The 24,751-nt window shown below is 74.5% G+C and carries 24 protein-coding genes; 11 read left to right on the top strand and 13 right to left on the bottom strand.

Annotated elements, in window-relative coordinates:
* On the top strand, positions 1 to 837 hold the full coding sequence (locus OHA72_RS59035) for a DUF4097 family beta strand repeat-containing protein (RefSeq protein WP_327004837.1): 837 nt from the start codon (positions 1 to 3) through the stop codon (positions 835 to 837).
* Here the strand turns inward: OHA72_RS59035 and OHA72_RS59030 are convergent.
* The 5 genes from OHA72_RS59030 to OHA72_RS59010 are packed head-to-tail and all read right to left on the bottom strand — an operon-like array spanning position 804 to position 7,804.
* Complete coding sequence (locus OHA72_RS59030) at positions 804 to 3,953, bottom strand: ATP-binding protein (protein ID WP_327004836.1); 3,150 nt, start codon at positions 3,951 to 3,953, stop codon at positions 804 to 806. The genes OHA72_RS59035 and OHA72_RS59030 overlap by 34 nt on opposite strands.
* A gap of 46 nt (positions 3,954 to 3,999) precedes the next feature.
* Positions 4,000 to 5,223: a hypothetical protein gene (locus OHA72_RS59025; protein ID WP_327004835.1), complete on the bottom strand. Its 1,224-nt coding sequence runs from the start codon at positions 5,221 to 5,223 to the stop codon at positions 4,000 to 4,002.
* Positions 5,224 to 5,271: 48 nt separating this feature from the next.
* On the bottom strand, positions 5,272 to 5,853 hold the full coding sequence (locus tag OHA72_RS59020; RefSeq protein ID WP_327004834.1) for a TetR/AcrR family transcriptional regulator: 582 nt from the start codon (positions 5,851 to 5,853) through the stop codon (positions 5,272 to 5,274).
* Positions 5,853 to 6,722: a class I SAM-dependent methyltransferase gene (locus OHA72_RS59015; protein WP_327004833.1), complete on the bottom strand. Its 870-nt coding sequence runs from the start codon at positions 6,720 to 6,722 to the stop codon at positions 5,853 to 5,855. Before OHA72_RS59015 ends, OHA72_RS59020 begins: the two co-directional genes overlap by 1 nt.
* A 5-nt stretch (positions 6,723 to 6,727) precedes the next feature.
* Complete coding sequence (locus tag OHA72_RS59010) at positions 6,728 to 7,804, bottom strand: ROK family transcriptional regulator (protein ID WP_327004832.1); 1,077 nt, start codon at positions 7,802 to 7,804, stop codon at positions 6,728 to 6,730.
* Positions 7,805 to 7,845: 41 nt separating this feature from the next.
* On the opposite strand from OHA72_RS59010, the gene OHA72_RS59005 reads away from it, so the two are divergent.
* From OHA72_RS59005 to OHA72_RS58995, 3 genes are read left to right on the top strand one after another with little or no spacing between them, the layout of a single operon-like run.
* Positions 7,846 to 9,084: an MFS transporter gene (locus OHA72_RS59005; RefSeq protein ID WP_327004831.1), complete on the top strand. Its 1,239-nt coding sequence runs from the start codon at positions 7,846 to 7,848 to the stop codon at positions 9,082 to 9,084.
* Between the two features lie 27 nt (positions 9,085 to 9,111).
* Entirely contained in the window at positions 9,112 to 9,681 is a 570-nt protein-coding gene (locus OHA72_RS59000; RefSeq protein ID WP_327004830.1) for a hypothetical protein, read from the top strand.
* Between the two features lie 33 nt (positions 9,682 to 9,714).
* Positions 9,715 to 10,164: a YybH family protein gene (locus OHA72_RS58995; RefSeq protein WP_327004829.1), complete on the top strand. Its 450-nt coding sequence runs from the start codon at positions 9,715 to 9,717 to the stop codon at positions 10,162 to 10,164.
* Between the two features lie 5 nt (positions 10,165 to 10,169).
* On the opposite strand, the gene OHA72_RS58990 is transcribed toward OHA72_RS58995, so the two are convergent.
* The 3 genes from OHA72_RS58990 to OHA72_RS58980 form a co-directional block, all read right to left on the bottom strand.
* On the bottom strand, positions 10,170 to 12,371 hold the full coding sequence (locus OHA72_RS58990; protein WP_327004828.1) for a DEAD/DEAH box helicase: 2,202 nt from the start codon (positions 12,369 to 12,371) through the stop codon (positions 10,170 to 10,172).
* Positions 12,372 to 12,514: 143 nt separating this feature from the next.
* Entirely contained in the window at positions 12,515 to 13,099 is a 585-nt protein-coding gene (locus OHA72_RS58985; protein ID WP_327004827.1) for a transglutaminase-like domain-containing protein, read from the bottom strand.
* 41 nt (positions 13,100 to 13,140) lie between these two features.
* Positions 13,141 to 14,082, bottom strand: coding sequence for an EamA family transporter (locus tag OHA72_RS58980; RefSeq protein WP_327004826.1), 942 nt, complete (start codon positions 14,080 to 14,082; stop codon positions 13,141 to 13,143).
* A 56-nt stretch (positions 14,083 to 14,138) separates the two neighbouring features.
* Here OHA72_RS58980 and OHA72_RS58975 point away from each other — a divergent pair, with 56 nt between their 5' ends.
* The 3 genes from OHA72_RS58975 to OHA72_RS58965 all read left to right on the top strand — a co-directional run bounded on the left by OHA72_RS58975 (position 14,139) and on the right by OHA72_RS58965 (position 16,776).
* Positions 14,139 to 14,642 (top strand): MarR family winged helix-turn-helix transcriptional regulator, encoded by a 504-nt coding sequence (locus tag OHA72_RS58975; protein ID WP_442788454.1) that lies wholly within the window; start codon positions 14,139 to 14,141, stop codon positions 14,640 to 14,642.
* A gap of 629 nt (positions 14,643 to 15,271) precedes the next feature.
* Positions 15,272 to 15,805, top strand: coding sequence for a SigE family RNA polymerase sigma factor (locus tag OHA72_RS58970; RefSeq protein WP_327004824.1), 534 nt, complete (start codon positions 15,272 to 15,274; stop codon positions 15,803 to 15,805).
* Complete coding sequence (locus OHA72_RS58965; protein ID WP_327004823.1) at positions 15,802 to 16,776, top strand: hypothetical protein; 975 nt, start codon at positions 15,802 to 15,804, stop codon at positions 16,774 to 16,776. Before OHA72_RS58970 ends, OHA72_RS58965 begins: the two co-directional genes overlap by 4 nt.
* Before the next feature lie 374 nt (positions 16,777 to 17,150).
* Here OHA72_RS58965 and OHA72_RS58960 read toward each other — a convergent pair whose 3' ends face one another.
* On the bottom strand, positions 17,151 to 17,516 hold the full coding sequence (locus OHA72_RS58960; RefSeq protein WP_327004822.1) for a hypothetical protein: 366 nt from the start codon (positions 17,514 to 17,516) through the stop codon (positions 17,151 to 17,153).
* 47 nt (positions 17,517 to 17,563) lie between these two features.
* Here OHA72_RS58960 and OHA72_RS58955 point away from each other — a divergent pair, with 47 nt between their 5' ends.
* Positions 17,564 to 18,550, top strand: a complete 987-nt coding sequence (locus OHA72_RS58955) for a hypothetical protein (RefSeq protein ID WP_327004821.1) — start codon at positions 17,564 to 17,566, stop codon at positions 18,548 to 18,550.
* A gap of 582 nt (positions 18,551 to 19,132) precedes the next feature.
* Here the strand turns inward: OHA72_RS58955 and OHA72_RS58950 are convergent.
* The 4 genes from OHA72_RS58950 to OHA72_RS58935 are packed head-to-tail and all read right to left on the bottom strand — an operon-like array spanning position 19,133 to position 21,622.
* On the bottom strand, positions 19,133 to 19,612 hold the full coding sequence (locus OHA72_RS58950) for an aminoglycoside phosphotransferase family protein (protein ID WP_327004820.1): 480 nt from the start codon (positions 19,610 to 19,612) through the stop codon (positions 19,133 to 19,135).
* The gene (locus tag OHA72_RS58945; protein ID WP_327004819.1) at positions 19,612 to 20,001 is read right to left on the bottom strand and encodes an aminoglycoside phosphotransferase family protein; all 390 of its coding nucleotides are present in this window, start codon (positions 19,999 to 20,001) and stop codon (positions 19,612 to 19,614) included. Before OHA72_RS58945 ends, OHA72_RS58950 begins: the two co-directional genes overlap by 1 nt.
* Positions 19,986 to 20,921: a LipP1 family hormone-sensitive lipase gene (locus tag OHA72_RS58940; protein WP_327004818.1), complete on the bottom strand. Its 936-nt coding sequence runs from the start codon at positions 20,919 to 20,921 to the stop codon at positions 19,986 to 19,988. The genes OHA72_RS58945 and OHA72_RS58940 overlap by 16 nt, the downstream gene beginning before the upstream one ends.
* A gap of 2 nt (positions 20,922 to 20,923) precedes the next feature.
* Positions 20,924 to 21,622, bottom strand: coding sequence for an SGNH/GDSL hydrolase family protein (locus tag OHA72_RS58935; RefSeq protein WP_327004817.1), 699 nt, complete (start codon positions 21,620 to 21,622; stop codon positions 20,924 to 20,926).
* A gap of 64 nt (positions 21,623 to 21,686) precedes the next feature.
* On the opposite strand from OHA72_RS58935, the gene OHA72_RS58930 reads away from it, so the two are divergent.
* From OHA72_RS58930 to OHA72_RS58920, 3 genes are read left to right on the top strand one after another with little or no spacing between them, the layout of a single operon-like run.
* Entirely contained in the window at positions 21,687 to 22,799 is a 1,113-nt protein-coding gene (locus tag OHA72_RS58930; protein WP_327004816.1) for an alpha-hydroxy acid oxidase, read from the top strand.
* Positions 22,799 to 24,073, top strand: coding sequence for an aminotransferase-like domain-containing protein (locus tag OHA72_RS58925; protein WP_327011881.1), 1,275 nt, complete (start codon positions 22,799 to 22,801; stop codon positions 24,071 to 24,073). Before OHA72_RS58930 ends, OHA72_RS58925 begins: the two co-directional genes overlap by 1 nt.
* Complete coding sequence (locus tag OHA72_RS58920) at positions 24,070 to 24,732, top strand: 4'-phosphopantetheinyl transferase family protein (protein ID WP_327004815.1); 663 nt, start codon at positions 24,070 to 24,072, stop codon at positions 24,730 to 24,732. The genes OHA72_RS58925 and OHA72_RS58920 overlap by 4 nt, the downstream gene beginning before the upstream one ends.
* Positions 24,733 to 24,751: the final 19 nt, after the last annotated feature.

Genomic DNA, 24,751 nt, shown 5'->3' with positions numbered 1-24,751 from the left:
ATGACCACCTTCGCCACACCCGGACCCATCGCCGCCACCGTGCAGGTCGCCGGAGCCCGGGTACACGTCACCGCCAGCGACCGGGCCGACACCGTCGTGCTGGTCGAACCCATCGACAAGGCCAACCAGGTCGACGTCAAGGTCGCCGGCGGGACGAAGGTCGACTTCGCCGGCGGCCGGCTGTCGGTCAAGACAACCGTGTCGGGCGACAAGGACGGCTCGGTCGCCGTCACGATCGAGCTGCCCGCCGGGTCCAGCCTGGTCGCATACCTGGCGCACTCGACCGTCCAGGCCGACGGCTCGTTCGGCGAGTGCGAGCTGCACATGGCGAAGGGCCGCGTCCGGCTCGACCGCATCGACGCGCTGCAGGCGAACATCGCGGCCGGTGAGGTCGCGGTCGGGCACATCGCCGGGCACGCCCGCATCGAGGGCAGCACGGTCGCGGCGCGGATCGCCGAGGTCGAGGGTGCCGTCGGGCTCTCGACGTCGGGCGGGCAGCTCTGGATCGGTCACGCCTCGGCGGACCTCGATCTCAGCAGCGGCAGCGGCGGGTTCGACATCGACCGCGCCGACGGCAGCGTCACCGCCAAGACCGGCGACGGCGCCATCCGGATCGGACGGCTGACCCGGGGCCAGGCGGAGCTGCTGAACCACGCCGGCAACATCGAGGTGGGCATCGGCGAGGGCAGCACCGCCCGGGTCGACGCCGACAGCAAGCGGGGGTCGGTGCGCAACTCCGTCGCGTCGCAGGCGAACCCCGACGTCAAGGTCCACGCCCGCACGCGGCACGGCGACATCATCGTTCAGCGCACCGCGAGCGTGTCCGCGACCAGCTGAGACCAGCTCGCCCGGGTTCCTTCGGCAGCCGCCTCGGCGAACCGCTCGTCGCCGAGGCGGCTTCGCGCTGCCCGCTCGATGCGGGCCGCGTCCCAGTGGGAACGGTCCTGCAGCCCGCGCACGGCGGTGCTCGCCGCGAGCAGCCGCGCGGCCTGCTCGGGCTGCTCGCATCGCAGGGCCAGGTCCGCGACGCCGATGAGGATCTGCGCGAGCCCGGCCGCGTGGCCCGTCTGGCCCGCCGCCTCGCAGGCCGCCGCCCGGTGCGCGCGGGCCTCACCGAGGTCGTCGGCGAGGTAGCCCAGCAGGTCCTGTGTGACGGCGCGGATGTAGGGCAGGTCCGCGCCGTCGCCGAGGACGGTGGCCGCGACGCCGACCTGGCGGCGGGCCTCGGCGGTGTCGCCGGCCCAGCGGGCCAGCTCCGCCTTCGCCAGTGCCAGCTCGAACAGCGCGTCCGGCCAGGTGACCCGGTCCGCGTACCGTTGCGCCTCCGCGATGGCGGCCGCGCTGCGCTCCGGGTCGCCGAGCAGCCAGTACAGCTGGGCCTGCCGCGACCGCGCCCGGATGACGTCCTCGACGGCGCCGACCTCGGTGAGGACCACGATCGCCTGCTCGTAGTGCTCGCAGGCGCTGGCGAGCTCGCCGCGGCCGACGATGCGTTCGGCCAGCTCGGTCAGCGCCAGCGACATGCCGAACCGCTCGCCGAGCGCCCGGAACTCGGCGAGCGACGACTCCAGATACCGGTCCGCCTCCAGCCCGTCCTGTCCGAACGCGATCCGCATCTTGCCGAGGTGGAACCGGGCCAGCGCGCGGACCCACGGATCCTCGCTGTCCAGCAGCGGCTCCCACGCCGGCTGGAACTCCTGCGGCGCCCGCAGTATGCGCTCCAGCGGCGCGACCAGCTCCACCAGCGGGTAGCGGCGCCGGCCGGGCGCGCCGAGCCGGTACGCCTTGTGGATCCAGTCCTCCACCTGGCGCTCGTCGCCGCGGCCGGAGCTCTCGAACAGCACGACGAGGGCGTACACCATGCCGCGGATCTCATCGAGCACCTCGCCCGGCGTCGACGTGGCCGCGGTGATCAGCTCGATGCCTTCGGCCTTGTGCCCGCCGAGCCACCAGTACCAGCCGGCGGACGCCGCGAGCCGCATCGCCGCCTGCGCCTCGCCGGCGGCGAGCGCACCCCGCATCGCGGCGCCGATGTTGTCGTGCTCGGCGCCGAGCGTGGCGAGCCACCGCAGCTGCTCGGCGCGGCGCAACTGAGGCTCGGCCGTCTCGGTGAGGTCGGTGAAGTACGCGAGGTGCGCCTGGCGCGCCAGTTCCGTCTCGCCCGCCTCGGCGAGCCGGTGTCCCGCGTACTCCTTGATCGTGCCGAGCATCCGGTACCGCGGGGCGCCGTCGCCCTCGGTGCGCAGCAGCGACTTCTCGGTCAGCGAGGTGAGCAGCTCGAGCACCTCGTCCGGCTCGACCGCGTCGCCGGCGCAGACCCGCTCCGCCGCTTCCAGGCTCGCCCCGTTGGAGAACACCGAGAGCCTGCGCAGGACCATCCGCTCGGCGTCGCTGAGCAGCTCCCAGCTCCAGTCGACCACGGCCCGCAGCGTCTTGTGCCGCGGCAGCGCGGTCCGGCTCCCGCCGGTGAGCAGGCGGAACCGGTCGTCGAGCCGGTGGGCGAGCTGTTCGAGCGACATGGTGCGCAACCGGGCCGCGGCCAGCTCGATCGCGAGGGGCATCCCGTCCAGCGCCCGGCACACGCGCAGCATCGTCGGCAACGCGTGCGCGTCGACCGTGAGGTCCTTGCGCACCGCGCCGGCCCGGTCCCGCAGCAGTTGCACGGCCGGTGAGGACTCGATCTCGGCGGCGCCGACGTCCTGCTCCGGCAGGGCCAGGGGCTCGACCAGCCACATCGCCTCGCCGGTGATGCCGAGCGGCTCCCTGCTCGTGGCCAGGATCCGCAGCCGCCGGCACTCCCCGAGCACCCGGTGCGCGAGTGCCGCCGCCGCCTCGATCACGTGCTCGCAGTTGTCCAGGATCAGCAGCGCCTCCCGGTCGCGGACCGCGGCGATGAGCCGATCCGCCGGTTCCGCGTTCGGAGACCCGCCGAGCAGCGTGTCGCGCAGGCCGAGCCCGGCGAGCGTCGCCTGCGCCACGTCACCGTCGGCGCCGATGGCGGCGAGCTCCACCAGCCAGACCCCGTCGGGCAGGTCGTCGAGCAGCGTCCGCGCGGTCTCCGTGGCCAGCCTGGTCTTGCCGGAGCCGCCGGGTCCGATGAGGGTCGTCAGCCGGTGGTCGGCGACGAGCTCGCGGACCACGGCGACGTCGGCGTCCTTGCCGACGAAGCTGGTCAGCTCGGCCCGCAGGTTGGTCTTGCGGTGCTCCTCCCGCCGGCCGCCGAGCTCGCCCCGCAGCAGCGCGACGTGCAACGCGGACAGCTCCGGCGAGGGGTCGACGCCCAGCGCGTCGGCGAGGGCCTCCTTCGTGCGCTCGTAGGCCAGCAGCGCGTCCGTGTCACGGCCGGCGGCGACGAGCGCACGCATCAGCGCGGCGACGAGCCGCTCCCGCACCGGATGGGCGGCGACCAGGTCGGTCAGCTCGGTGACCAGCTGCGCACCGTGCCCGGCGGTGACCTCCGCGTCGAACCGGTCCTCCAGGGCGCGCAGGCGCAGCCCTTCGAGCCGGGTGACCGCCGCGTTGAACGCGGCGCTCTCCGGCAGCCCGGCGTCCTGCATGGCGGCACCACGCCACAGTGCGAGGGCCTCGCGCAGCAGCCGCACCCGCCGGGCGTTGTCGTCGTCGCGGACCTGGCCCGCGGTGACGAGCCGCTCGAACCGCACGGCGTCGACCGCGTCGGGCTCCACCGTCAGCCGGTAGCCGTCCGTGTGCCCCTCGATCGATCCTTCCGGCAGTGCCTTGCGCAGCCGGGAAACCAGGCGGTGCAAGGCGTTCGTCGCGTCGGCGGGCGGGTGCTCGCCCCAGATCCAGTCGACGAGCGTCGCCTTCGGCACCACGCGGCCGGGCTCGAGCGCGAGCGCGATCAGCAGCCCGCGCAGCCGGGCGCCCGGCACGTCGGCGGGGGTGCCGTCGTCCGTGCGAACCTCGAACGACCCGAGCATCCCGATCTGCACCCGGCAGATTCTGCCACGGGCGATGAGCAGGCAACCAACGCGCCGTTCACGCCTCCCGGCGATCGACGAGCGGGAAGACGCGGCGTACCTCGGCGAGCAACGCTGCGTGCCGGGAGCCGTGGGCGGTGGCCGCCGCCCAGACCGCCTCCAGCGCCGCCTGCAGGGGATCCGGTGCCGCGGCCGCCGTCAGCGCCGGCAGCGCCATCGCCACCGGGTCCACCTGGGCGCCGAGGCCGGTGCCGAGCAATCCGGTCCCGCGGCGGCGGCCCGCCGGGCGCAGCGCGCTGATGGAATACCTGACCGCCCGCTTGCCCCCGATCCGTGCCAGCAGCGCCATCATGTCGGTGAACTCGGCCGGGAGCGGCTCGCCGCGGTCCAGCGCCGCCCAGGCCGGCGCCATCCAGTCGAGGTCCGCGACGCCGGCGACCGTGAACGCCTGCCGCGCCGCCCAGACCGCGATCCGCCGCTGCGTGGCGTCGTCGGCCGCCGCGATCCCGTCGACGAGGTCCCGGTCCATCAGCGCGATGCCGTGCACGTTGCCACGCACCCGCCGCAGCCGCTCCGACGGCGCCCGCCCGCCCCAGCGCCGCTCCTCGTCCCGCCGCCGGTGCTCCTCGTCGCGGCGTTCGCGCTCCAGCCGCCGCCGCATCTCGGCCTCGACCTGTTCCCACAGCGGCGGCGGTACGGGCAGCGCCGCGGCCCAGCCGTGCCGATGGGCGGCGGCGCCGCTGGTCTGCCGCAGGATCGCGTCGGCGCGGCCGGCCGGGTCCGCGGCGCCGATCGGCCAGAAGCACAGCAGGTAGCGGTCCGGCCGGTCGTCCAGGTAGCTGTGGTCGTCCTCGTCGAGCCCGTCCGGGTGGTGGCCGCCGTACGGGTCCCGTCCCTCGTCCATGCCGGCGGCGCAGTACCGCACCCGGAACACGGGCAGCGCGCCGGTGTCGTGCCCGTCGGGGAGCAGCGGCAGCCGGGCGAGCGGCCCGTCGCCCCACGGGACCAGGTCGACGGCGGCGGTCCTCGGCACGAACGACACCTCCACCACGTCCTGCCACTGCGGCCCGGCGGGCGGTGGCTCGGCGTCGTGCAGCTCGACCGTCCACCGGACCCGCCCGTAGTGCGTGCCCGTCATCAGGAACAGGGCACCGGGCGCACCGGCCCCGCAGAGGCCGTTCACCTGCCCGGCGAACGCCCCGGGCATGTCCGGCAGCTCACGACTCGTCACATAGATCTGGCCGTAGTCGACCGGAGCCGCGCCGTCGAAGAGCACCCGCATCGCCCGATCCTGCCATCCACGGCCCGCCGCGCGCTGCCCGTGCAGCGGCTATGGCGCTGTCAGGCCGGCGGGCTGAAGCGCGGCGCGCAGCAGGTGCTCGGCGGCGGTGGCGAGCCGCTCGTGGTCGAGGGTGTCGTCGAGGACGGTCTGCAGCAGCAGCCCCTGGTACACGGCGATGAAGATCCTGATGACGGCGTCCACGTCGACGCCCGGGGGCAGCGCGGCGCCGGCGAGGAGGTCCGCGGCGTGCCGGGCGGGGCGGTCCACGCCGGAGCGGACCAGGTCGCGGATCGGCGCCGAGCGCACCGTCTCGGCCCAGACCTGCAGCGCGAGCCGCAGGCCGTCGCGGCCGGCCGGGTCGCCGAGGCCGCGCAGCAGGTCCGCGTACGCCACGACCGGATCCTCGCGCAGCCGCCGTTCGCGCTGCTCGTGCCGCTCGGCGACGATGGCGGCGATCATGTCGTCCTTGCCGGTGAAGTACCGGTAGACGAGGCCGGCGCTGACGCCCGACTCGCGCACGATGTCCTGCACCGACGTGCGGTGGAACCCTTCACGGGCGAAGCAGGCGGCGGCCGCATCGAGGATCTGCCGCCGCCGCGCGGCGAGGTGGGCGTCGTCGACCTTCGGCATCAGGCGGCCGGCCCGGCGGGGACCACGGCGCGGGCGACGCGGTAGAACTCGGCGGTCGGCTCGGTGCGGCGGGACTCGGGCAGCAGGCGCCGCGCCGCGGTCCGGGTCGACAGGTCCTCGGCCAGGTCCAGGCCCCGCTCGCGCAGGTAGGCGGGCACGTCGGCGGGGTCGAGGCCGAACGTCCATGGCTCGCCCTCGCGGCGCACGGCGGCGTGCCATTCGGCGGCGCCGTCGAACGTGGCGGTGCCGTCCAGGACGCCGCGGTCGACGTAGGTGAAGATGACGGTGCTGCCCGGCGGGCACAGCGCCGCCAGGGTGCGCAGCGTCGCGTCGACGGAGGCAGCGTCCAGGTAGTTGGTGACGCCCTCCCAGATCACGGCGGTGCGCAGCGCGGGGTCGAAGCCGGCCGCGCGCAGCACCGCGCCGAGGTCGTCGACGGTGAGGTCGGCGGGCGCGAACACCACGCCGGGCCGGGCGTCACGGCCGAGCCGCCGCCGCTTGGTCGCCTGCGTCGCCGGGTGATCGATCTCGAAGAACACCGCGCCGCCGCCGGTCGGGGTCGTGCGGTGGGCGCGGCTGTCGAAGCCGGCACCGAGCAGCACCACCTGGCCGGCGGCGAGCCACCCGTCGATCAGCCTGGTCCGCACGACCGCGGAGGCGCGCGGGCCGCCGGACCAGCGCCGGTCGATGTATCGCACCAGCGCGCCGTGCACCCCCGGCAGCCGGGACAGGGCGACGACGGTGCGGTGCCGCCGCGGGAGCAGGCGCCGGGCGGGCGGGTCCTGGAACAACCCACCGCCGGGGCGGACGGTCTCCAGGGCGCGGAACAGCGCGACGTGCTCGGCGGTGCGGCTGCTGCGGTCGATCACACCGCTCACAATAATGAACGAACACCCATTTTTGAAGGGATGCCGTACGCGGCGTCCAGCACCTGCATCGCCGCACCGGCCGCGATCACGTCGGCGCCGAGGTCGGCGAGGGTGACCGACACGTCCAGCCAGTGCGATCGGGGGATCGTGGCTCGGGTCGTGGCGGCGTACACCTCGGAAAACCGCAACAGATCGGCGCCGGCGAGGACCACGTGGTTGACGTCGGTGGTCTGCAACAGGTTGACGATGCCGGTGGCGAGCACCTGGGCGGCGGCGCCGATCTGCCCGTCCGCGACTGCGGTGTCGTGCAGGATCTCCAGGCAGCCGGACCGGCCGCAGACGCACCGCGGGCCGTCCAGCTGCAGGACCGTGTGCCCGAACTCGCCGGCGTTGGTGTGGGCGCCCCGGTATGCGGCGCCGCCGAGCCAGAGGCCCGCACCGATGCCGGACTCGACCATGATGAGGGCGCCGTCACGGAAGGTGGGTCCGCGCCGCCAGGCCTCCGCGGTCACGCCCGCCGTGACGTCCTTGTCCAGGTGTACGGGCAGGGAAAGGGCCTCCTGCGCGAGCTGACGCAGGGGCACGTCGTGCCAGTGCCGCAGCCGGTGCGCGTCGCGGACGATCCCGGCGGCGTGATCCAGTGGGCCGACCATCCCGATGCCGACGCCGACCGGAGCGCCCCCCGCGTCCCGGACACCGCCCCGGATGGCGTCGAGCAGCAGCCCGGGGGTGAAGTCCGGCGGCAGCGGCGTGACCTTCGAGGACAGCACGGTGCCGGCCAGGTCGGTCAGGACGGTGCGCAGCGTCCGGCGGGCCACGTGGATGCCGACGGCGTGCCGGCTGCCGGGGACGAGGCGGTAGATGCTGGCCGGCTTGCCGACGCCCTGCCGGCGGACCCCGCAGATCTCGACCAGGCCGTGCTCGACGAGGCGGCCGAGGACCTTTGACACGGCCTGCGGGGTCAGCCCGGTCGCCTCGGCGACGCCGGCGCGGTCGAACTCGGCCCTCGCCCGGGCGAGGGCGATGATGAGGGACTCGTTGTAGTCCCGCAGGTGCTCCAGGTGAGCGCCGGGCGTGTCCATCCCCACATCCTATTACGCAACAGCGTTGCTAAACTGCCCGCATGGACCACCTCACCGCGTCCCGGCGCTGGACGGCGCTGCTCGCGCTCGCCCTGGGTGGCTTCGCCATCGGGCTCACCGAGTTCGTCGCGATGGGGCTCCTGCCGGACATCGCCCGCAACCTGCTGCCGTCGCTGTACGAGCGCTCCAGCGCCAAGGCCGTCGCCCACGGCGGCTGGATGATCACCGTCTACGCGCTCGGCGTCGTGGTCGGCGCACCGACGATCGCCGCGCTGACCGCCCGGGTGCCCCGCAAGCGGCTGGTCGCCGGGCTGCTCGCCCTGTTCACCGTGGGCACCGTGGCCTCCGCGCTCGCGCCGACGTTCGAGCTGGTCCTGGTCGCCCGGTTCGTCGCCGCGCTGCCCCACGGCGCCTACTTCGGCGCCGCCGGTCTCCTCGCCGCCGCGATCATGGGCCCCGGCAACCAGGCGAAGGGCTTCGCGGTCGTCCTCGGCGGCCTCACCGCCGCCAACCTCGTCGGCGTCCCCGCCATCACCAGGCTCGGCCAGACCGCGAGCTGGCGCACCGCGTACATGGTGATCGCCATCATGTTCCTGCTGACGCTCCTCGCGGTCCTCGCCACCGTCCCGGCGGTCGCCGCGGCGGTGGACGGCTCACCGCGCGCCGAGCTCGCCGCGTTCCGCGCGCCGCAGGTGTGGCTGGTCGCCGCGGTCGCGGCGCTGGGCTTCGCCGGGTTCTTCGCCATCGACAGCTACATCGCACCCGTCACCACCCACGTCGCGGGCCTGTCCACCGGCGCCGTGCCGTGGGTCCTCGTCGCCGTCGGCCTCGGCATGACCGTCGGCAACGCCGCCGGCGGATACTTCTCCGACCGGGACCTGCGCCGCAGCATCCTCGGCGGCTTCGCCGTGTTCATCCTCGCGATGGTCGTCTTCGCCCTGGTCGCCGGCTCGGCCGTCGGCCTGTTCGCCGGCGCGTTCCTGATCGGCGCCAGCGGCCTCTTCCTCGGCCCGGCGATGCAGTCCCGCCTGATCAGCGTCGCCCCGACCGCCCAGCTGATGGGCGCCGCGGTCAACCAGTCCGCGATGAACATCGCCAACAGCCTCGGCGCCGCGCTCGGCGGCCTCGTCATCGCCCGCGGCTGGGGCTACGTGGCGCCGGCCTGGGTCGGCGTCGCCCTCGGCGTCGTCGGCCTCGCGCTCGCCGCGATCAGCTTCCGCGTCGAGGACCGCACCGCCCGCCGCGCCACCGTCCGCGAACCCGCCCTCGCACCACGCTGACCGGTGCCGTGCGGCTATCGTCGCCCGGTGTCTGAATCGCTGTTCCTGACGGCGGCGGTGTCCGTCGCGAAGCCGCGGCTGCGGGCGTACCTGAGCGCGCCGGCCCTGCCCGCGTCGCAGTGGCCGCATCCGCAGTGGGCCGGTGTCACCGGCGGCGCGTGGGGCTCCCGCGACGAGCTGCCGGCCGCGATCGCCGAGTGCGACCGGTGGATCGACGGCGACGCCGCGGCCGTGTTCCGTGAGCTGGACGAAGACGAGCTGCTGTTCCGGTTCGACGAGGCCACCGGGTCGCTCGCCGTCGACCTCACCACCCGGGTCGACTTCCGGCTGCCGTCGCTGATCTGGTCCTGCACCGTGCTGCGCGGGCTGACCGCGTTCATGGCGGCCGGCGACCACGGGATCGTGACCGTCACCGCCGACTGGAGTGACGACACCCTGCTGATGCTGCTGGCCCCGGACCACACGGCGTTCCTCGACCGCGACGCCCGGGCCCGTGCCGAGGCGAAGGCCCAGGAGATCGACATCCGGTCGGCGGCGTGCGACGCCGACCAGCCGGGCACCGCCACCGAGGTCATCGACTGGCTCCTCGACGACTGAACGTCCGGGGCCCGCGCTGCGTGGTACCGGGGCATGACGGTGACAGACCACAGCGACGAGGAGCTCGCGGCGCTGGTGCGGCGCACGGCCGAGGCCGCGTCGGCCTTCATCCGCGGCGACATCCGCACCTACATCGCGCTCCTGCCGCACGCCGGGGACTACACGCTCCTGCCGCCGTACGGCGACGTCCGGCACGGCTTCGACCACTCCGACGCGTCCCTCGACGCGACGGCCCGCTGGTTCCAGGGCGGCGAGGCCGAGCTGGAGGTCGTGCGGGCGGACCGCTCGGGCGACCTGGCGGTGATCGTGGCGATCGAACGGCAGCACGGCGTGGTCGGCGGCCTGCCGGAGCAGGACTGGTCGCTGCGGGTCACCCTGGTCTTCCGCAGGCAGGACGGCGAGTGGACCCTGCTGCACCGGCACGCCGACCCGCTGGTGCACACCATCAACCACCAGCAGGTCTCCGCCCTGGCCCGCGACTGAGGCGGTCAGCGGGGGCGGCTGGTCGTGGTGGTGGCCAGGCGGCGGGGCGGCTCCGGGGTGCCGGACAGGCGTTGCTGCTCCTCCGCCACGATCATGCGGGCCAGCTGCACCTCGGAGATGTCCACGGCGCCCGGGGCGGCCTGCGCGATGGTGCTGTGCCGCACGTACGCGTCGAACAGCTGCGCCTTCGAGCCGAGGATCTCGATCATCCGCTCGTCGACCGAGTCGGCGATGAGCAGGCGGTGCACCTGGACGGTGCGGACCTGGCCCATGCGGTGGGCGCGGGCGATGGCCTGGGCCTCGATGGACGGCTTGACCTGCGGCTCGCACAGGATCACCACCGAGGCGGCCTGGATGTTCACGCCGACCCCGGCGGCCTCGATCTGGCACACCAGCACCGCGGGCTTCGTCGCGGCGGTGAACTCGTCCACGATGCGCTGGCGCTCGGCGACCGGGGTCGAGCCGGTGATCGGCCCTCGGGCATCGGTACCCAACGCGGCGCCGACAACCGCGAGGACGTCGCGGAAGTAGGAGAAGACCACGACCTTGCGCTTGGCGGCGAGGGCCTCGTGCGACAGTTCCAGCAGGCGGGTCAGCTTCGCCGAGTCGTGCGGCCGGCGCACGGCGAACGCGGCCCGGCGCATGGCCATGAAGTTGCCCTCGCGGACCGCGGCCCGGTAGGCGCGGCCGTCCTCGGCGCCGAACTCCTCCCACTCGTCGACCTGCTCCAGCTCCGGCAGCTCGGTGAGCACGTCGGGCTGGTTGCGGCGCAGGTAGACCGGTGCCGCCGCGCGACGGAACGCCTCGACGCTGATCGCCGCGTGCTCGGGCCCCATGTCGGCGGCGACCTCCGGCCGCAGGTGCTCGATCAGGGCCCGGAACTCGTCGATGCGGTTCTCCATCGGCGTGCCGGTCAGGAACAGCACCCGGTCGGACTCCGCCGCGATCCGGTTGACCGCCTGCGACCGCTTGGCGTCGGGGTTCTTCACGTAGTGCGCCTCGTCGACGACCAGCAGCGCGGGCCTCGGCGGTGGGAGCTTCAGCGCGCCGAGCGAGCCGAACGTGACCACCCCGACTCCGCCGAGGTCCCGCCACCGGGCCGCGGCCCGGGCCCGGCCGTTGCCGTGCAGGGTGATGACCGGGACCGTCGAGTGCCGGGCGATCTCCCGGCCCCAGTTGATCAGCACGCTGGCCGGGCAGACGACGAGGAAATGGGTGGCGCCCCGCGCGGACAGGTGCGCGATCGTCGCGATGGCCTGCACCGTCTTGCCGAGGCCCATCTCGTCGCCGAGCACGACCCGCCGCTGCACCAGGGCGAAGCGGGCACCGAAGGACTGGTAGCCGCGCAGCCGGAGGTTGTCGCTGAGCCGGGACGTGTCCAGCTGCTGCGCGCCGACCCGGTTGACGATGTCGGCGGGCAGATACCCTTCGCTCGCCGCGACGTCGCCGCCGAGACCGACGACCTGGCTGAGCAGACCGTAGTAGTCCGCCGAGTGCTGCTCGAAGTCGCGCCAGAGTTTCCTGTCGCCCGGGGTCCGCACCGCGCGTGCCTCCTGGGCGCCCCGCGGCAGCCCGTCGGCCTCGGCGGTGTCCACCATCGTGCGGATCCGTTGCAATGCCTCATCGGCGGCGGCCTTGTCCGCGGCCCGCAGGAACAACCGGCGCAGCGGCCCGGCCCCGGCCGGCGCGGCGAGCGGCCGCTGCCTGGCGAGCTCCTCGGCGAGCCGGCCGGCGTCGGCCTCGTGCGCCCCGGCCGCGTGCCACACCCCGCCCCAGTGCGCGAGGGCCCGCAGCAGCCGGGTCATGTCCGCGTTCTTCGGGTCGAACTCGATCCGGAACTGCAGCGAGTCCCGCGCGGCCCGCTTGAGCTGCTCGGCCGCGTGGATGGTCTTGCGTGCCGTGCCCTCGCCGATGCCGGGCACGGCGACCAGCCGCTCCGGCCCGGCCCGCAGCACGTCGGCGACCGAGCAGATGCCGTGCGCGGGCAGCTCGTCGAGCTTGGCCCGGCCGTCCACGGTGTCCTTGACCGTCTCGATCGACATCTTCCCGATCGCGGTCCACACCTGGGGTTCCCGCGCGATCTCGTACGCCGCGACGACCTCCGCGCGGCCGGAGCCCAGGATCTCGGCGACGGCTTCGGCATCGGCCTGCACCTCGCCCGCCCGCGCCAGCAACGCCCGCGCCTCCCGGCGACCCGCCGCCGTCATCGCACCGTGGAACACCGCAGAGACATGCCCTTGAACGTACCGACACACCGCCCGCCCCGCTCGCCACACCCTCCGCCCGCCATCGACGTCATCCCATATTCAGGGCATAACGGGCGCAGCCGCGGCGGCCGAGCAGCGGGCGTTCACTGACCGTGGAGCGTCAGGTCGTCCGGGAGGCCGGTGGTGCGCAGGGTCAGGACGTCGGTCGTGGCGCTCAGCGCCGCCAGCACGCCCGGGTCGGGGGTGGCGTACACGGGCTCGTAGTCGCGTTCGCCGGACGCCGGGTCGACGGTGAACGCGAGTCGCGGGCCGTCGAGCGAGAACTGGGCGTCGACGCCCGGCTTGTTGCCGCGGGGGTCCTGGCGGTGCCAGTCGCCGTTGAGGTGCACCGCGACCAGGCCGTGCAGCACGAAGCCGCCGCCGGTCGTCGCGAGGCGCTGGTAGCACAGGCCGGCGGGCACGCCGCCGGCCCGTAGCAGCGCCGCGAGCAGGTGCGACTTGGCGTAGCACAGGCCGACGCGGTGTTCGAGGACCTCGGTGGCGGTGACGGTGACCCGGGCGTCGCCGGCGTCGAAGGAGTGCCGCACCTCGTCGCGCACGAACTCGTATGCGGCGCGGGCGAACCCGGTGTCGGTGTGCCGCCGGCGCAGCCGGGTCGCTGCCGCGCGGACGGCGGGGTGGCCGGCCTGCACGACGTCGCCGGTGGCAAGGAAGGGGTCGGTCGCCACGGGCCGAGCGTACGCGTCTGCCACGGTGTGGCCTCGCCGCTTCAGCGCGCCGGACCGAGCGCCGGCGGGCGGCACAGGTTCGGGACCGCGGGCACTGCCACCGGCGCGGCCGGGGTGCGGGTGCCCACGATGACGGCGGCGAGCACCGCGGTGGCGCCCAGCAGCTGGCCGGGGGAGAGCGACTCGTCCAGCACCATCCAGCCGAGCAGCGCCGCGACCACCGGGCTCAGCAGCGCGAGCAGTGTGACCCGGGCCGGGGCGAGGGCCGTCACGCCGCGGAACCACAGGAAGTAGGCGCCGGCGGTACCGACGAGGGACAGGTAGCCGAAGCCGCTCACGTTCGTCCACGTCAGCGCCGGAGGCCGGCCCTCCACGAGCAGCATCACCGGGGCGAGCAGCAGACCGCCGACCGTCAGCTGCCAGCCGGTCAGCGCCAGCAGCGCCGTGCGCCGGTCCGGCAGGCCGGGAGGCGTGCCCCAGCGGCGGCCCAACACGGTGCCGAACGACATCGACACCATCCCGGCGGCCGCGGCGGCGAGGCCGAGCGGGTCCAAGGCCGCGTCGGAGCGCAGCACCAGCAGGGCGACGCCGGCCAGGCCGGCCGCGCCGGCCACCAGCACGCGGAGCCCCGGTCGCTGGCCGAGCAGCGCGAACGCCAGCGCCGCCACCACGAACGGGCCGATGGCGCCGAGGACCGCCGCGATCCCGCCCGGCAACCGGTACGCCGCGACGAACAGCAGCGCGAAGAACAGGCCGATGTTCAGGAAGCCGAGCACCGCGGCCCGCCACCGCCAGGCGCCGGTGGGCAGCGCGCGGCGGCCGGCGAGGGCCGCGACGACCGTGATCAGCAGCAGCCCGGCGGGCAGTGCCCGCAGCGTCCCGGCGAGCAGGGGACGGCCGTCGGGCAGCAGCTCGGTGGTGACGAGGTAGGTGGTGCCCCACAGCGCGGGTGCGACGGCGGTGGCGAGCGCAAGGTTCCTCATGAGTAAGTAGCTTAGCACTAAGCTACTTAGAAGCAAGATATGCGAGGATGGTGTACGTGGCAGACGACGTCGACCGGATCATCGAGCAGTGGGCGCGTGAACGGCCGGACCTGGAGACCGACGCGATGGCGGTGTTCGGTCGCATCTACCGGCTGGCGCGCGTCGTCGGCGACCGGCAGGAGCGCGTCTACGGGGCGCTCGGCATTAACCGCGGCGAGTTCGACGTGCTGGCGACCCTGCGCCGCTCGGGTGAGCCGTTCCAGCTGTCGCCGAAGGCGCTGACCGCGGCGATGATGCTCACCTCCGGCGGTATGACCGGCCGGCTCGACCGCCTGGAGCGGGCCGGGCTGGTCGCCCGCTCGCCCGACCCCGCCGACCGCCGCGGCCTCGTCATCACGCTGACCGCCGCCGGCCGGACCCTCATCGACGAGGCCGTCGCGGTGGGCCTGGCCGCGCAGCGGGAGGTCCTGGAGCGACTGCCGGAGCCGCGCCGCCGCCAGCTCGCCACCCTCCTGCGCGACCTCCTCGCGGCGACCGAGGCGGCCGCCACGGAAGGCTGACGCCACGCATCGACGGCGAAGGTGATGTTTGAACGTCGATCCGTACGGCAACGACAGGGGTGAGCCCTCAGCCCCCGTACCGCCTTATCGACTGCGGAGGCGAGCGGCCGACACCGACGGCGGGTCCCGGCACACAAAGCCGAGGCCCGCCGCCGTCGGCATCCCGGCGGTCACCACGCAGCGGTCCCCGCGGACGCATCATCGCGGAGGTAAATAGGAGCCAACTGATCACGGCGGGCGCGGCGGCGGAGCACGACCCGCCGCCGCGCCCGCACATTGCGGCCCGCTCATGACGTTGTACTGGTGTGGACGTGAGTGACCGATGACGTTCGAGGAGTTCCTGCACGCCGAGATGGCCGGGCTGGCCCGGTTCTCGGGGGCGCTGTGCGGCGACCGGCACCTCGCCGAGGACGTGCTGTCCGACGCGCTGCTTGCCGCCTCGAGCCGATGGGGGCGCATCGCCCGGATGGAGCGGCGTTCGGCGCACGTGCGGCGCATCGTGCTCACGTCCACCAGTTGCGTGACGCACTCGAGCAGCACGACGCCGACCCGGACACGGTGCTCGGGCCGAGACCAAATCGTTGCCGACGGCCGTCAATGTTCGGTGGGGGTGCTCGCATCTGGAGAGCGTGACGTTCGAGGCCTACCTCGCGCTGCGGCTGCCGGCGCTGCTGCGCTATGCGCTCATGCTCACCGGTGACCCGCACCTGGCGGAGGATGTGGTGCAGGAGACGATGGTCCGCGCCCACGTGCACTGGCGGCGGGTGCAGCGGGCCGACCTGCCCGACCGGTACGTCAAGCGCATGGTCACCAACACCTACCTCGGCTGGCGGCGCGGCGGCTGGTTCCGGCGGTCCGTGCCGGTCGCCGACGTGCCCGAACGCGGCAGTGTCCCCGATCCGGCGGAGTCCTCGGCGGTACGCGAGGAGCTCTGGCAACGCCTGACAACCCTCCCGCCCAGGCAGCGGGCCGCGGTGGTGCTGCGGTTCTACGAGGACCTCGACGACACCGAGATCGCCGACGTACTGGGCTGCTCGGTCAGCACCGTGCGGTCCCAGATCTCCCGGGCCCTGACCACCCTGCGCGAAACGACGCAAGGCACGACGGAGCGCGCGGGGGAGCGCGGTGTACCGCTGACCCACCGGACAGGTGATGCACGATGATCGACGACGAGCTGCGGCAGATGTTCACGGAGCGGGAGCCGTTCGCGCCCGACGCGGACCGGACCACCGGCCGGATCCTGCGTGGCATCCCGGTGCGGCGGCAGCGGACCCGGCGCCGGCAGGCCGTCGCGGCGCTCGCGGTCCTCGCCGCGCTGGCCACCGTGCCGGTGCTGCTCGACGAGGACGACACGCCGCGGCAGGAGGCGCTCGTCGCGGCCGGCGACACGGCCGTGACGCTGCCGGTCACCCCGAAGTGGCTGCCGGAGGCGGCGGTGACCCGCACGTTCGCCGACGCCGTGCTGTCCGAGGGGATGCGCGCGATCTCGTACGAGTTCGGCGGTGCCGGCGGCATCCTCGCCGTCCAGGTGCACTCGAGCACGAGACCACCCACGCGGGAGTCGCCGAGCGCGACGCCCACCGAGCCGCGGGTGCCGGTGCGCGGGCAGCTCGCGACCGAGTTCGAGAGCATCGACCGGTCGCACGAGGACCAGTCGTGCACCCTGGCCTGGCAGGACCGGCCGCAGCTGTGGCTCACCGTGTTCGTCCGCGCGGAGGGTGTCACGCCCGGCGTCGCGTGCGCGCCAGCGCGGCAGGTGGCGCAGGGCCTCGTCGACCGGCCCATGGAGCTGGACCGACCGATCCGGTTCGGGCTCGTGCCCCGCGACTACGTGCTGGTCCAGGCCGGCACGAACATCGAGGCCTGGTGCCCGCGGGCCGGGGACAACCAGCACACGCCGCGGTGCGTGCAGGTGCGCGACGCGGCGCACACCCTCGCCGCGAACGGCCACCGGGTCATCGTCCGCGGCCAGATCGGCTGGCTGAACCGGACCGCGACGGAGGTGCAGCTGGTCGTGCCCGGCTACGTCGAGGTCCAGACCCCGACCCCGGCGGTCGACCCGGCGATCGCGGCGCTCACCGACGACGACGTCATCCGCCTCGCCGAGTCCGTCTCCCTCGCCCGGGGTTGGTGACCCGGCGCGGGATCGGCGAAGATCGCTGCATGCGGAGTCGGTTGGGCATACTGCTGGCGGTCGTGTCCGGCCTGTTCTCGGTGCTGCTGGCGGTCGCCGTCAACGTCGCCACCGGCGGCACGCTGCCGGCCCCGCTCGACGAGGTGTCATGGCTGGCCTGGCCGGCCGTCGGCGTCCTCGGCGTGGCCGGCGCGGGCCTGGCCTTCTGGCAGCAGTCGGCCCCACCGCCGGCGCCGCCGCTGCCGGTCCGGCCCCGGTGCCGGACCCGCCGCCGACCCCGGCGCCGGCGGAGCTGCCCGCGGCGACCCCGCTGTTCGGCCGCGACGCCGAGGTCGCCGAGATCGTCCGGGTGCTCAGCGGCGAGTCCCCGGTCGTCACCCTCGCCGCCGCCCCGGCACCGGCAAGACGTCCTCGCGCTCGGTGCCGCGCACGCGCTGCGGCCCCGGTTCCCCGACGGGCAGCTGTTCGCGACCCTGCGCGGCGCGTCCGCGGAGCCGGTCGCGCCCGAGGCCGTCCTCGGCCGGTTCCTGACCGCGCTCGGCGTGCCCGAGGACGAGCGGCGGGGCAGCACCGAGGAGCTCGCCGCACGGTTCCGCTCCGCCGTCGCCGACCGGGCGGTGCTGGTCCTGCTCGACGACGCCCGCGACGCCGCGCACGTCGCCGCGCTGCTGCCGGGCGGCGCGCGGTGCGCGACGATCGTCACCAGCCGGCGGCAGCTGACCGGCGTCGCCAACGCGCACGGTGTACCCTGGCCGCCCTGCCCGAGGACGCCGCCATCGAGATCCTCGTGCGCGTCGCCGGCGCCGACACGGTCCGCCGGGACCCCGACGGCGCGCGGGCCCTCGTCGCCGCCTGCGCCGGCCTGCCGCTCGCCGTCCTCATCGTCGCCGGCCGGCTCCGCGCCCGTCCACAGTGGACACCGTCGGCACTCGCGGAGCGCCTCGCCGGCGAGCACCGGCGCCTCGACGAGCTGCGCCAGGGCGACCTGGCGATCCGCTCGACGTTCCAGGCCGCGTACGCCGAACTGTCCGAAGTGGACCGCCTCGTGTTCCGCCGGGCCGGGTCGCACCCCGGTCAGGTGTTCACCCTCGCCGCCGCGGCCGCCCGCGCCGGCGTCGACGTGCCGCAGGCGGAGGCGGCGATGGACCGGCTCGTCGACGCGTTCCTGGTCGAGTCGCCCGGCCCGGACCGGTTCCACCTGCACGACCTGCTGCGCCTGTTCGCCACCGAGACCCTCACCGCGCAGGAGCACGCCGACGCCTCGCAGCGCCTGCTGACCTGGCTCCTGCCCCGACCCGCCGGCACCCGCGACATCGCCGGGTTGCCAGCCGTGCTCGCCGAAGGCGTCGGGACGGGCCGGCATCAGGCGGTCACGGCGCTCGTCGACGCCGTGCACGGCGACGTCACCGACCCCTTCGACCGCCTCGCCATGTGGACCGCGGCCGCCGAGGCCGCCGGCGGCGACCGGTTGGCGCGGGCCCGGGCGCTGCGCTGGGTGTCGCACTCGCTGACGATCGCGGGGAGGTCCAGCGGGCGCTGCCCCCGGCGGACGAGGCGCTCGCCCTCGCCGAGGCCGCCGGCGACCAGTGGGAGACCGCGCAGACCGTGCGCCGCCGCGGCGAGGCGCTGCGGGACCTGCACCGCTTCGCCGAGTCCGAAGCGGCGCTGCTGCGGGCCCTGGACCTGTTCGTCGAGGTGGGCCGCGTCGACGAGGAGGTTGCGGTACGCACGGCGCTGGGCACCCTGTACAACAACTTCCGGCGCCACGAACTGAGCGTGCCGATGATGGAACGTGCCCGCGAGCTGCTGCCCGCCGCCGAGGACGCGCAGGCCGGGTGGGTGCGGCTGGTGCTGGGCCTGGCATACCGGTTCGCCGGCCGCCGGGCCGAGTCCGACGCCGTCGTCGCCGAGGTGCCCGGCATCGCCACCCGGGCCGGCGACGACCACCTGCTCGCGTATTACCACCAGGAACTGGCGTGGACCGCCGAGGGCGACGGGCGCTGGGACGACGCCGAACGCGACTTCACGCAGATGCGCACCCTCGCCGAACGGGTCGGCAACGGCGCCGCCATCGGCGGAGCGCTGGTCGGGCTCGGCCTGATCGCCGAGCGCCGCGACGACCTCGGCGCCGCCCTCACCCGCTACCGGGAGGGCGCCGAACGCTACGCCCGCCTCGGCGACCGCATCCGCGAGGGCGAGGCCAGGCTTCGCGTCGCCGCGGTCCTCAACACCCAGGGCCGGGTCGCCGCAGCCGTCGCCGAACGGGCCGCGGCCGAGGCGCTGATCGGCGACTCCGAGTACACCTGGGGCGAGGGCCTGCTGTCCCGCCTTCCCGACGCCCCGTAGCAGGCGGCGCTCAGGGCCGCAGCAGGTGGGCCACGTCGAGGGCGCGGGACGGGGCGCCGCCCGTGTCGGCGGTCCACACCGAGGACAGGACGGCCTTGACGAATCCCCAGGCGGTGAGCCGGTCGAGCGGTTCGCCGAGCGCCGCCGACAGCTGGCGCAGCCGGGCCGGGACGAGGGCGGTGAGGGCTGGGTCACGGTCGTCGGGGTGCGGGTTGAACAGGATCGAGCCGACCTCGTAGCCGGGGTCGCCGACCACGCCGTGCGGGTCGATCGCCAGCCACGGCTCGCGGGTGCCGCGCAGCACGTTGTCGTGGTGCAGGTCGCCGTGCAGGACCGCCTCGCGGGTCGCGGTCGCCGACAGCGAACGCATGAGCGCGGCCGCCTCGGCGACGAGGTCGGCGGGGACGGCGCCGCGGTGCCCGTCCAGGGCGCTCACCTGGGACAGCACCGTGGGCAGCCCCGGCACCGGCGGCACGTGCAGGTGTCGCATCAGATCGGCGAGGACCGCGGTCGCCTCCGGGTCGCGCGCCGGGACGAGGTCGCGGAGGCGGCCGCCGGGGACACCTGCTCCAGCAGCAGCGCACCCCGGGCCGGGTCGGCGCGCAGCAGGCGGGCGGCGCCGCGACCGTCGAACGCGGTGAGCGCGGTCGCCTCCACCGCCAGCTCGAAGCCGACCTTCAGCACCGCCGGGGTGCCGTCGGCGCACCGCACGGCCGCGACGTAGTGGAACGTCAGGTCGTACGGTGCACCGAGGGTCAGCTCCCAGTCCGCGGCGAGGCCGGTGAGCAGGCCGGGCAGGTCCGCGAGCCAGCGCTCGCCGGCCGCACCCCACACGCCGGCGACGTTGCGCGCCAGCGCCGCCGTCAGGATGCGAACCACGCCCGCAGCTGCGCGGCCGCCTGGGCGAGGGCGACGCGGCTCTCGTCGACGGTGCCGGCCATCGCGAAGAAGCCGTGGGACATGCCGTCGTAGCGGGCGAGGGTGACCGGGACGGCGTCGTCGGCGAGCCGCTTCGCGTAGCGCTCACCCTGGTCGCGCAGCGGGTCGTATTCGGCGGTGATGACCAGCGCCGGCGGCAGGCCCTTGAGGGTCTCCGCCCGCAGCGGCGAGGCGAGCGGGTTCTCGGCGTCGTCGGGGTCGATCAGGTAATGCTTGCGATACCAGGCGACGGAGTGGTGGTTGAACTGGAACGGGTCGTCGTTGGCCCGCATCGACTCGTCGTCGGCGAGCTGGTCGGTGTTGGGGTAGACGAGCAGCTGACCGGCGAGGGTCAGGTCGCCGGCCTCCTGCGCGATCAACGTCACCCCGGCGGCGAGGTTGCCGCCGGCGCTGTCACCGCCGACCGCGATGCGGTCCGGGTCGGCGCCGATCTCGGCGGCGTTGTCCGCGACCCAGCGGACCGCGGCGTAGCAGTCCTCGATCGACGCGGGGAACGGGTGCTCCGGGGCGAGGCGGTAGCCGGGGACGACGACGAGGCACCCGGCGCTGTTGGCGAGGGTGCGGGCGATACCGTCGGCGGTGTCGATCGTGCCGAGGACCCAGCCGCCGCCGAAGAAGTAGACCAGCACCGGCAGCGGGGTACTCCCGGACGGGCGGTACACGCGGACCTGCAGGTCGCCGCCGGGCCCTTCGATCGTGTGGTCGGTGACGTCGTGCACCGGCTCCGGTGTACCGCCGCCGGCCTTGATCGAGGCGAGGTCGGCCGCGCGGGCGGCTTCGAGGGTCATCGAGTACAGCGGGGCGACGCCGTCGCGTTCGCGCTGGTCGCGCATCGCCTGCAGCTGGGGGTCGAGTGGCATCTCTAGGCTCCCTGGATCTCACGGGACAGGCGGCGGATCATCTCCGCCGCGGCGATGGCGTGGCTGCGAGCGTTGCCGTGCAGGCCGTCGGCACCGGTGAGGACGTCACCGGTGGCGATCGCCGGGTGCGTGGCGAGGTCGACGTGGACGGTGCCGAGGGTCTCGGCGAGTGCGGCGGTGCGCCGGCCGAGCAGCGTCATCCTGCGCGAGAACGCGGGACCGAGCCAGGCCGGCATCGAGGGGTAGTGCGGCATCACGAACAACGACACGGTGACGACCCGGGCACCGGCGTCCTGCAACGGGCGGATCAGCGCGGTCAGCGTCGCGTCGACGGCGTCGGCGCGCGACTCGTAGCCGGGGCGCATCGCGTCGTTGGCGCCGCAGACGACCAGCGCGAGGTCGGGGCGGAACGCGAGCGCCGGGTCGAGCTGGGTCGCCAGGACCTCGGCGGCGCGCAGGTTACGCCGGCCGAGGTTGCGGTGCGCCAGACCCGGCCGGTGCCGCGCCAGCTCCACCCGCAGCCTGTCGGGGAAGGCGAGGGGATGATAGCCGTCGACGGGCTCCGTCAGGCCCTCCGCGACGCTGTCGCCGAGGATCGCGAACCGGTGCCACGGGTGCCCCTCGAGGAGGGCCTGCGCCTCCCCGGCGGCGAGGCAGAACGGGTCGGACGTCTCGGCGATCAGCATGCTATCGGTGCCCATGCAAGACTTTCGGCTCCTGTCGGTCGTTGCCTGGTTCCGATAGGCTACCGCCTATGGAGCGCCGGTGACACGACCTCGGACCGGGCCGGTGTTGACCGCCTCCGACTACCAGCAGCTCGCCCGTGACCTCGTCGACTCCGACGTGTGGGACTTCATCGAGGGCGGCGCGGAGTCCGAGCGCACCCTGCGGGCCAACGTCGCCGCGTTCGACCGGTGGCGGCTGCGCCCGCGGGTGCTGACCGACGTGTCCACAGTCGACACCACCGTGTCGTTGTTCGGGGCCGAATATGCGACACCGGTCGGCGTGGGGCCCACCGCCTACCACCGCCTCGTCGACGCGGAGGGCGAGGTCGCCACGGCCCGCGGCGCGGACGCCGCCGGTGCGCTGTTCGTGGTGAGCGTGTTCGCCAGCCGCACCCTCGAGGACGTCGCCGCGGCGACCTCCGGCACACTCTGGCTGCACCTGTACTGGTTCCGCCGCCGCGAGGTGATGACCGGCCTCATCCGGCGGGCGGCCGACGCGGGCTTCGGCGCGCTGGTGCTCACCGTCGACGCGCCGCGCATCGGCCGGCGCTGGCGCGACATGCGCAACGGGTTCGCGATCGGCGGTGACGTCGCCGCCGTCAACATCGACGCGGCGGTCATGGCCCTGACCCACCACAGCGACGAGGGGCACTCGGCGATCGCCGAGCACGCCGCCCAGTCGTTCGACGCGGCCGTCACCTGGGCCGACCTGGCCTGGCTGCGGGAGCAGACGAGCCTGCCGATCGTGCTCAAGGGCATCCTGACCGCCGAGGACGCGGCACTGGCCGTCGAGCACGGCGTCGACGGGATCGTGGTGTCCAACCACGGCGGCCGCCAGCTCGACAACGCCGTGGCCAGCCTCGACGCGCTGCCCGAGGTCGTCGACGCGGTGGGTGGCGCGCTGCCGGTGCTGTTCGACGGCGGGGTCCGCCGCGGCACGGACGCCTTCACCGCCCTCGCCCTCGGCGCCGACCTGGTGCTGCTCGGGCGGCCACCGCTGTGGGGCCTCGCCGCCGGTGGCGCCGAGGGTGTGGAAGGGCTGCTGCGCACCACGACCGAGGAGCTGGCGCACGCGATGGCGCTCGCCGGCCGGCCGCGCCTCGCCGGGCTGGACCGGTCGACGGTGCGGGCACAACCAGGAGGCGAGCTGTGATGGTGGAACTGCGGCGGGAAGCGTTGCACGTGTCGGTCTCCGACCCGGTGTCCGCGTCGATGAACTTCCTCAACGAGGTCGCCGGCCGGTTCCCGGACGCGATCTCCCTCGCCGCGGGCCGGCCCTTCGACGAGTTCCACTCCGTCGCCGACATCGACAAGCACGTCCAGGCGTACCTGACGCACCTGCGCGAGCGGGGCCTCAGCGCGGCGCAGAGCCGGCAGCTGCTGACCCAGTACGGGCGGACCAACGGCCACGTCGGCGGCCTCATCGCCCGCATGCTGGACGTCGACGAGGACATCCGCGTCCCGGACGAGGCGGTCATGGTGACCACCGGCTGCCAGGAGGCGATGGTCATCGCCCTGCGCGGCCTGTGCGCCGGCCCAGGTGACGTCGTCCTCGCCGCCGAGCCGTGCTACGTCGGGTTCACCGGCGCGGCCCGCATCCTCGGCATCGACGTGGTGCCGGTGCCGGAGTCTCCGGACGGCCTGCGCCCGGAGACGGTCGCGGCGGTCGCCGCCTCGGTCCGGGCCGGCGGGCGCACCCCGAAGGCGCTGTACCTGGTGCCCAACTTCGCCAACCCGTCGGGCGTGTCGCTGCCGGTGCCGACCCGCCGGGCGCTGCTCGACGTCGCCGCCGAGGCGGACCTGCTGATCCTGGAGGACGACCCGTACGGGCTGTTCGGCCTCGACGACGAGCCGCGCCCGACCCTGAAGTCCCTCGACACGGACCAGCGGGTCATCTACCTCGGCTCGTTCGCCAAGTCGTACTTCCCAGGGGTGCGGGTCGGGTTCCTCGTCGCGGACCAGGCGGTCGTCGACGCCACCGGCCGCCGCACGCTGCTGGCCGAGGAACTGTCGACGGTGAAGAGCATGCTCACCGTCAACACCTCCGCCCTGTCCCAGGCCGTGGTCGGCGGCATGCTGCTGGACAGCGGGTTCAGCCTGCGCGGCGCCAACCAGGCGAAGATCCGCTTCTACCGGCAGAACCTGCAGACCCTCCTCGCCGCGCTCTCGCAGGAGTTCAGCGGCACGCCGGTGCGGTGGAACAGCCCGAGCGGCGGGTTCTTCGTCGTCGTGGACGTGCCGGTCGACGCGTCGGAGGAGCTCCTGGAGGTCTCCGCCCGCGAGCACGGGGTGCTGTGGACCCCGATGCGGTTCTTCTACCTGGGCGGCGGCGGCAGCCACGCGATCCGGCTGTCGTGCAGCGCCCTGGAGCCGGCGCAGATCGAGGAGGGCGTCCGCCGCTTCGCGCGTCTCATCGCGACCGCGTGACCGTGGACGCCGTCCAGGTCTGGCTCGCCGACGCGCTGGTGCCCGACACCGCGCTGCCGGCCATGTTCACGCTCCTGGACGACGACGAGCGACGCCGCCACGCCGCCATCGTCCACTCGATCGACCGGCGCCGGTTCGTCGTGGCACACGCGGTCACCCGCCGGATCGTCGGCGCGGCCCTCGACGCGCCGGCGCACGAGCTGCGCTGGGCACACAACGCCAACGGCAAACCGTCGTTGACCGGGGCGTACACCGGTGTCGAGGTCAACCTGTCGCACTCCGGCGATCTCGTCATGGTCGCCGTGTCCGGCCGTCGGCCCGTCGGCGTCGACCTGCAACGGGTGATGCCGACCCTGGACTGCGCCGCGATGGCCCGGCGGTTCTACCCGCCCGCCGAGGCGCACCTGGTGACAGGCGACGGCGGCCACGAGCGCTTCGCCGCGCTGTGGGCCCGCAAGGAGTCCCTGGTGAAGGCCGCCGGTGCCCGGCTCACCCGCGGCCTGGCCACCCCGGTCGCGGGTCCGGCGCCGGTGGTGGTCGAGCACGACGGGCCGTTCCGGATCGAGGACCTCGACGCCCCGGACGGCTTCCGCGCCGCGGTGGCCCTCGCCGGCGACGCCCCGTTCACCGTCACCCAGCACGTCTGCGAGGCTGCCTGAGCCGTTGCGGTACGAGGAC

The sequence above is a fragment of the Dactylosporangium sp. NBC_01737 genome, assembly GCF_035963215.1.
In the GTDB taxonomy this organism is placed as follows: domain Bacteria; phylum Actinomycetota; class Actinomycetes; order Mycobacteriales; family Micromonosporaceae; genus Dactylosporangium.
The sequence above is the reverse complement of the archived record's forward strand: the minus strand, read 5'-3'. Positions and strand labels throughout refer to the sequence as shown.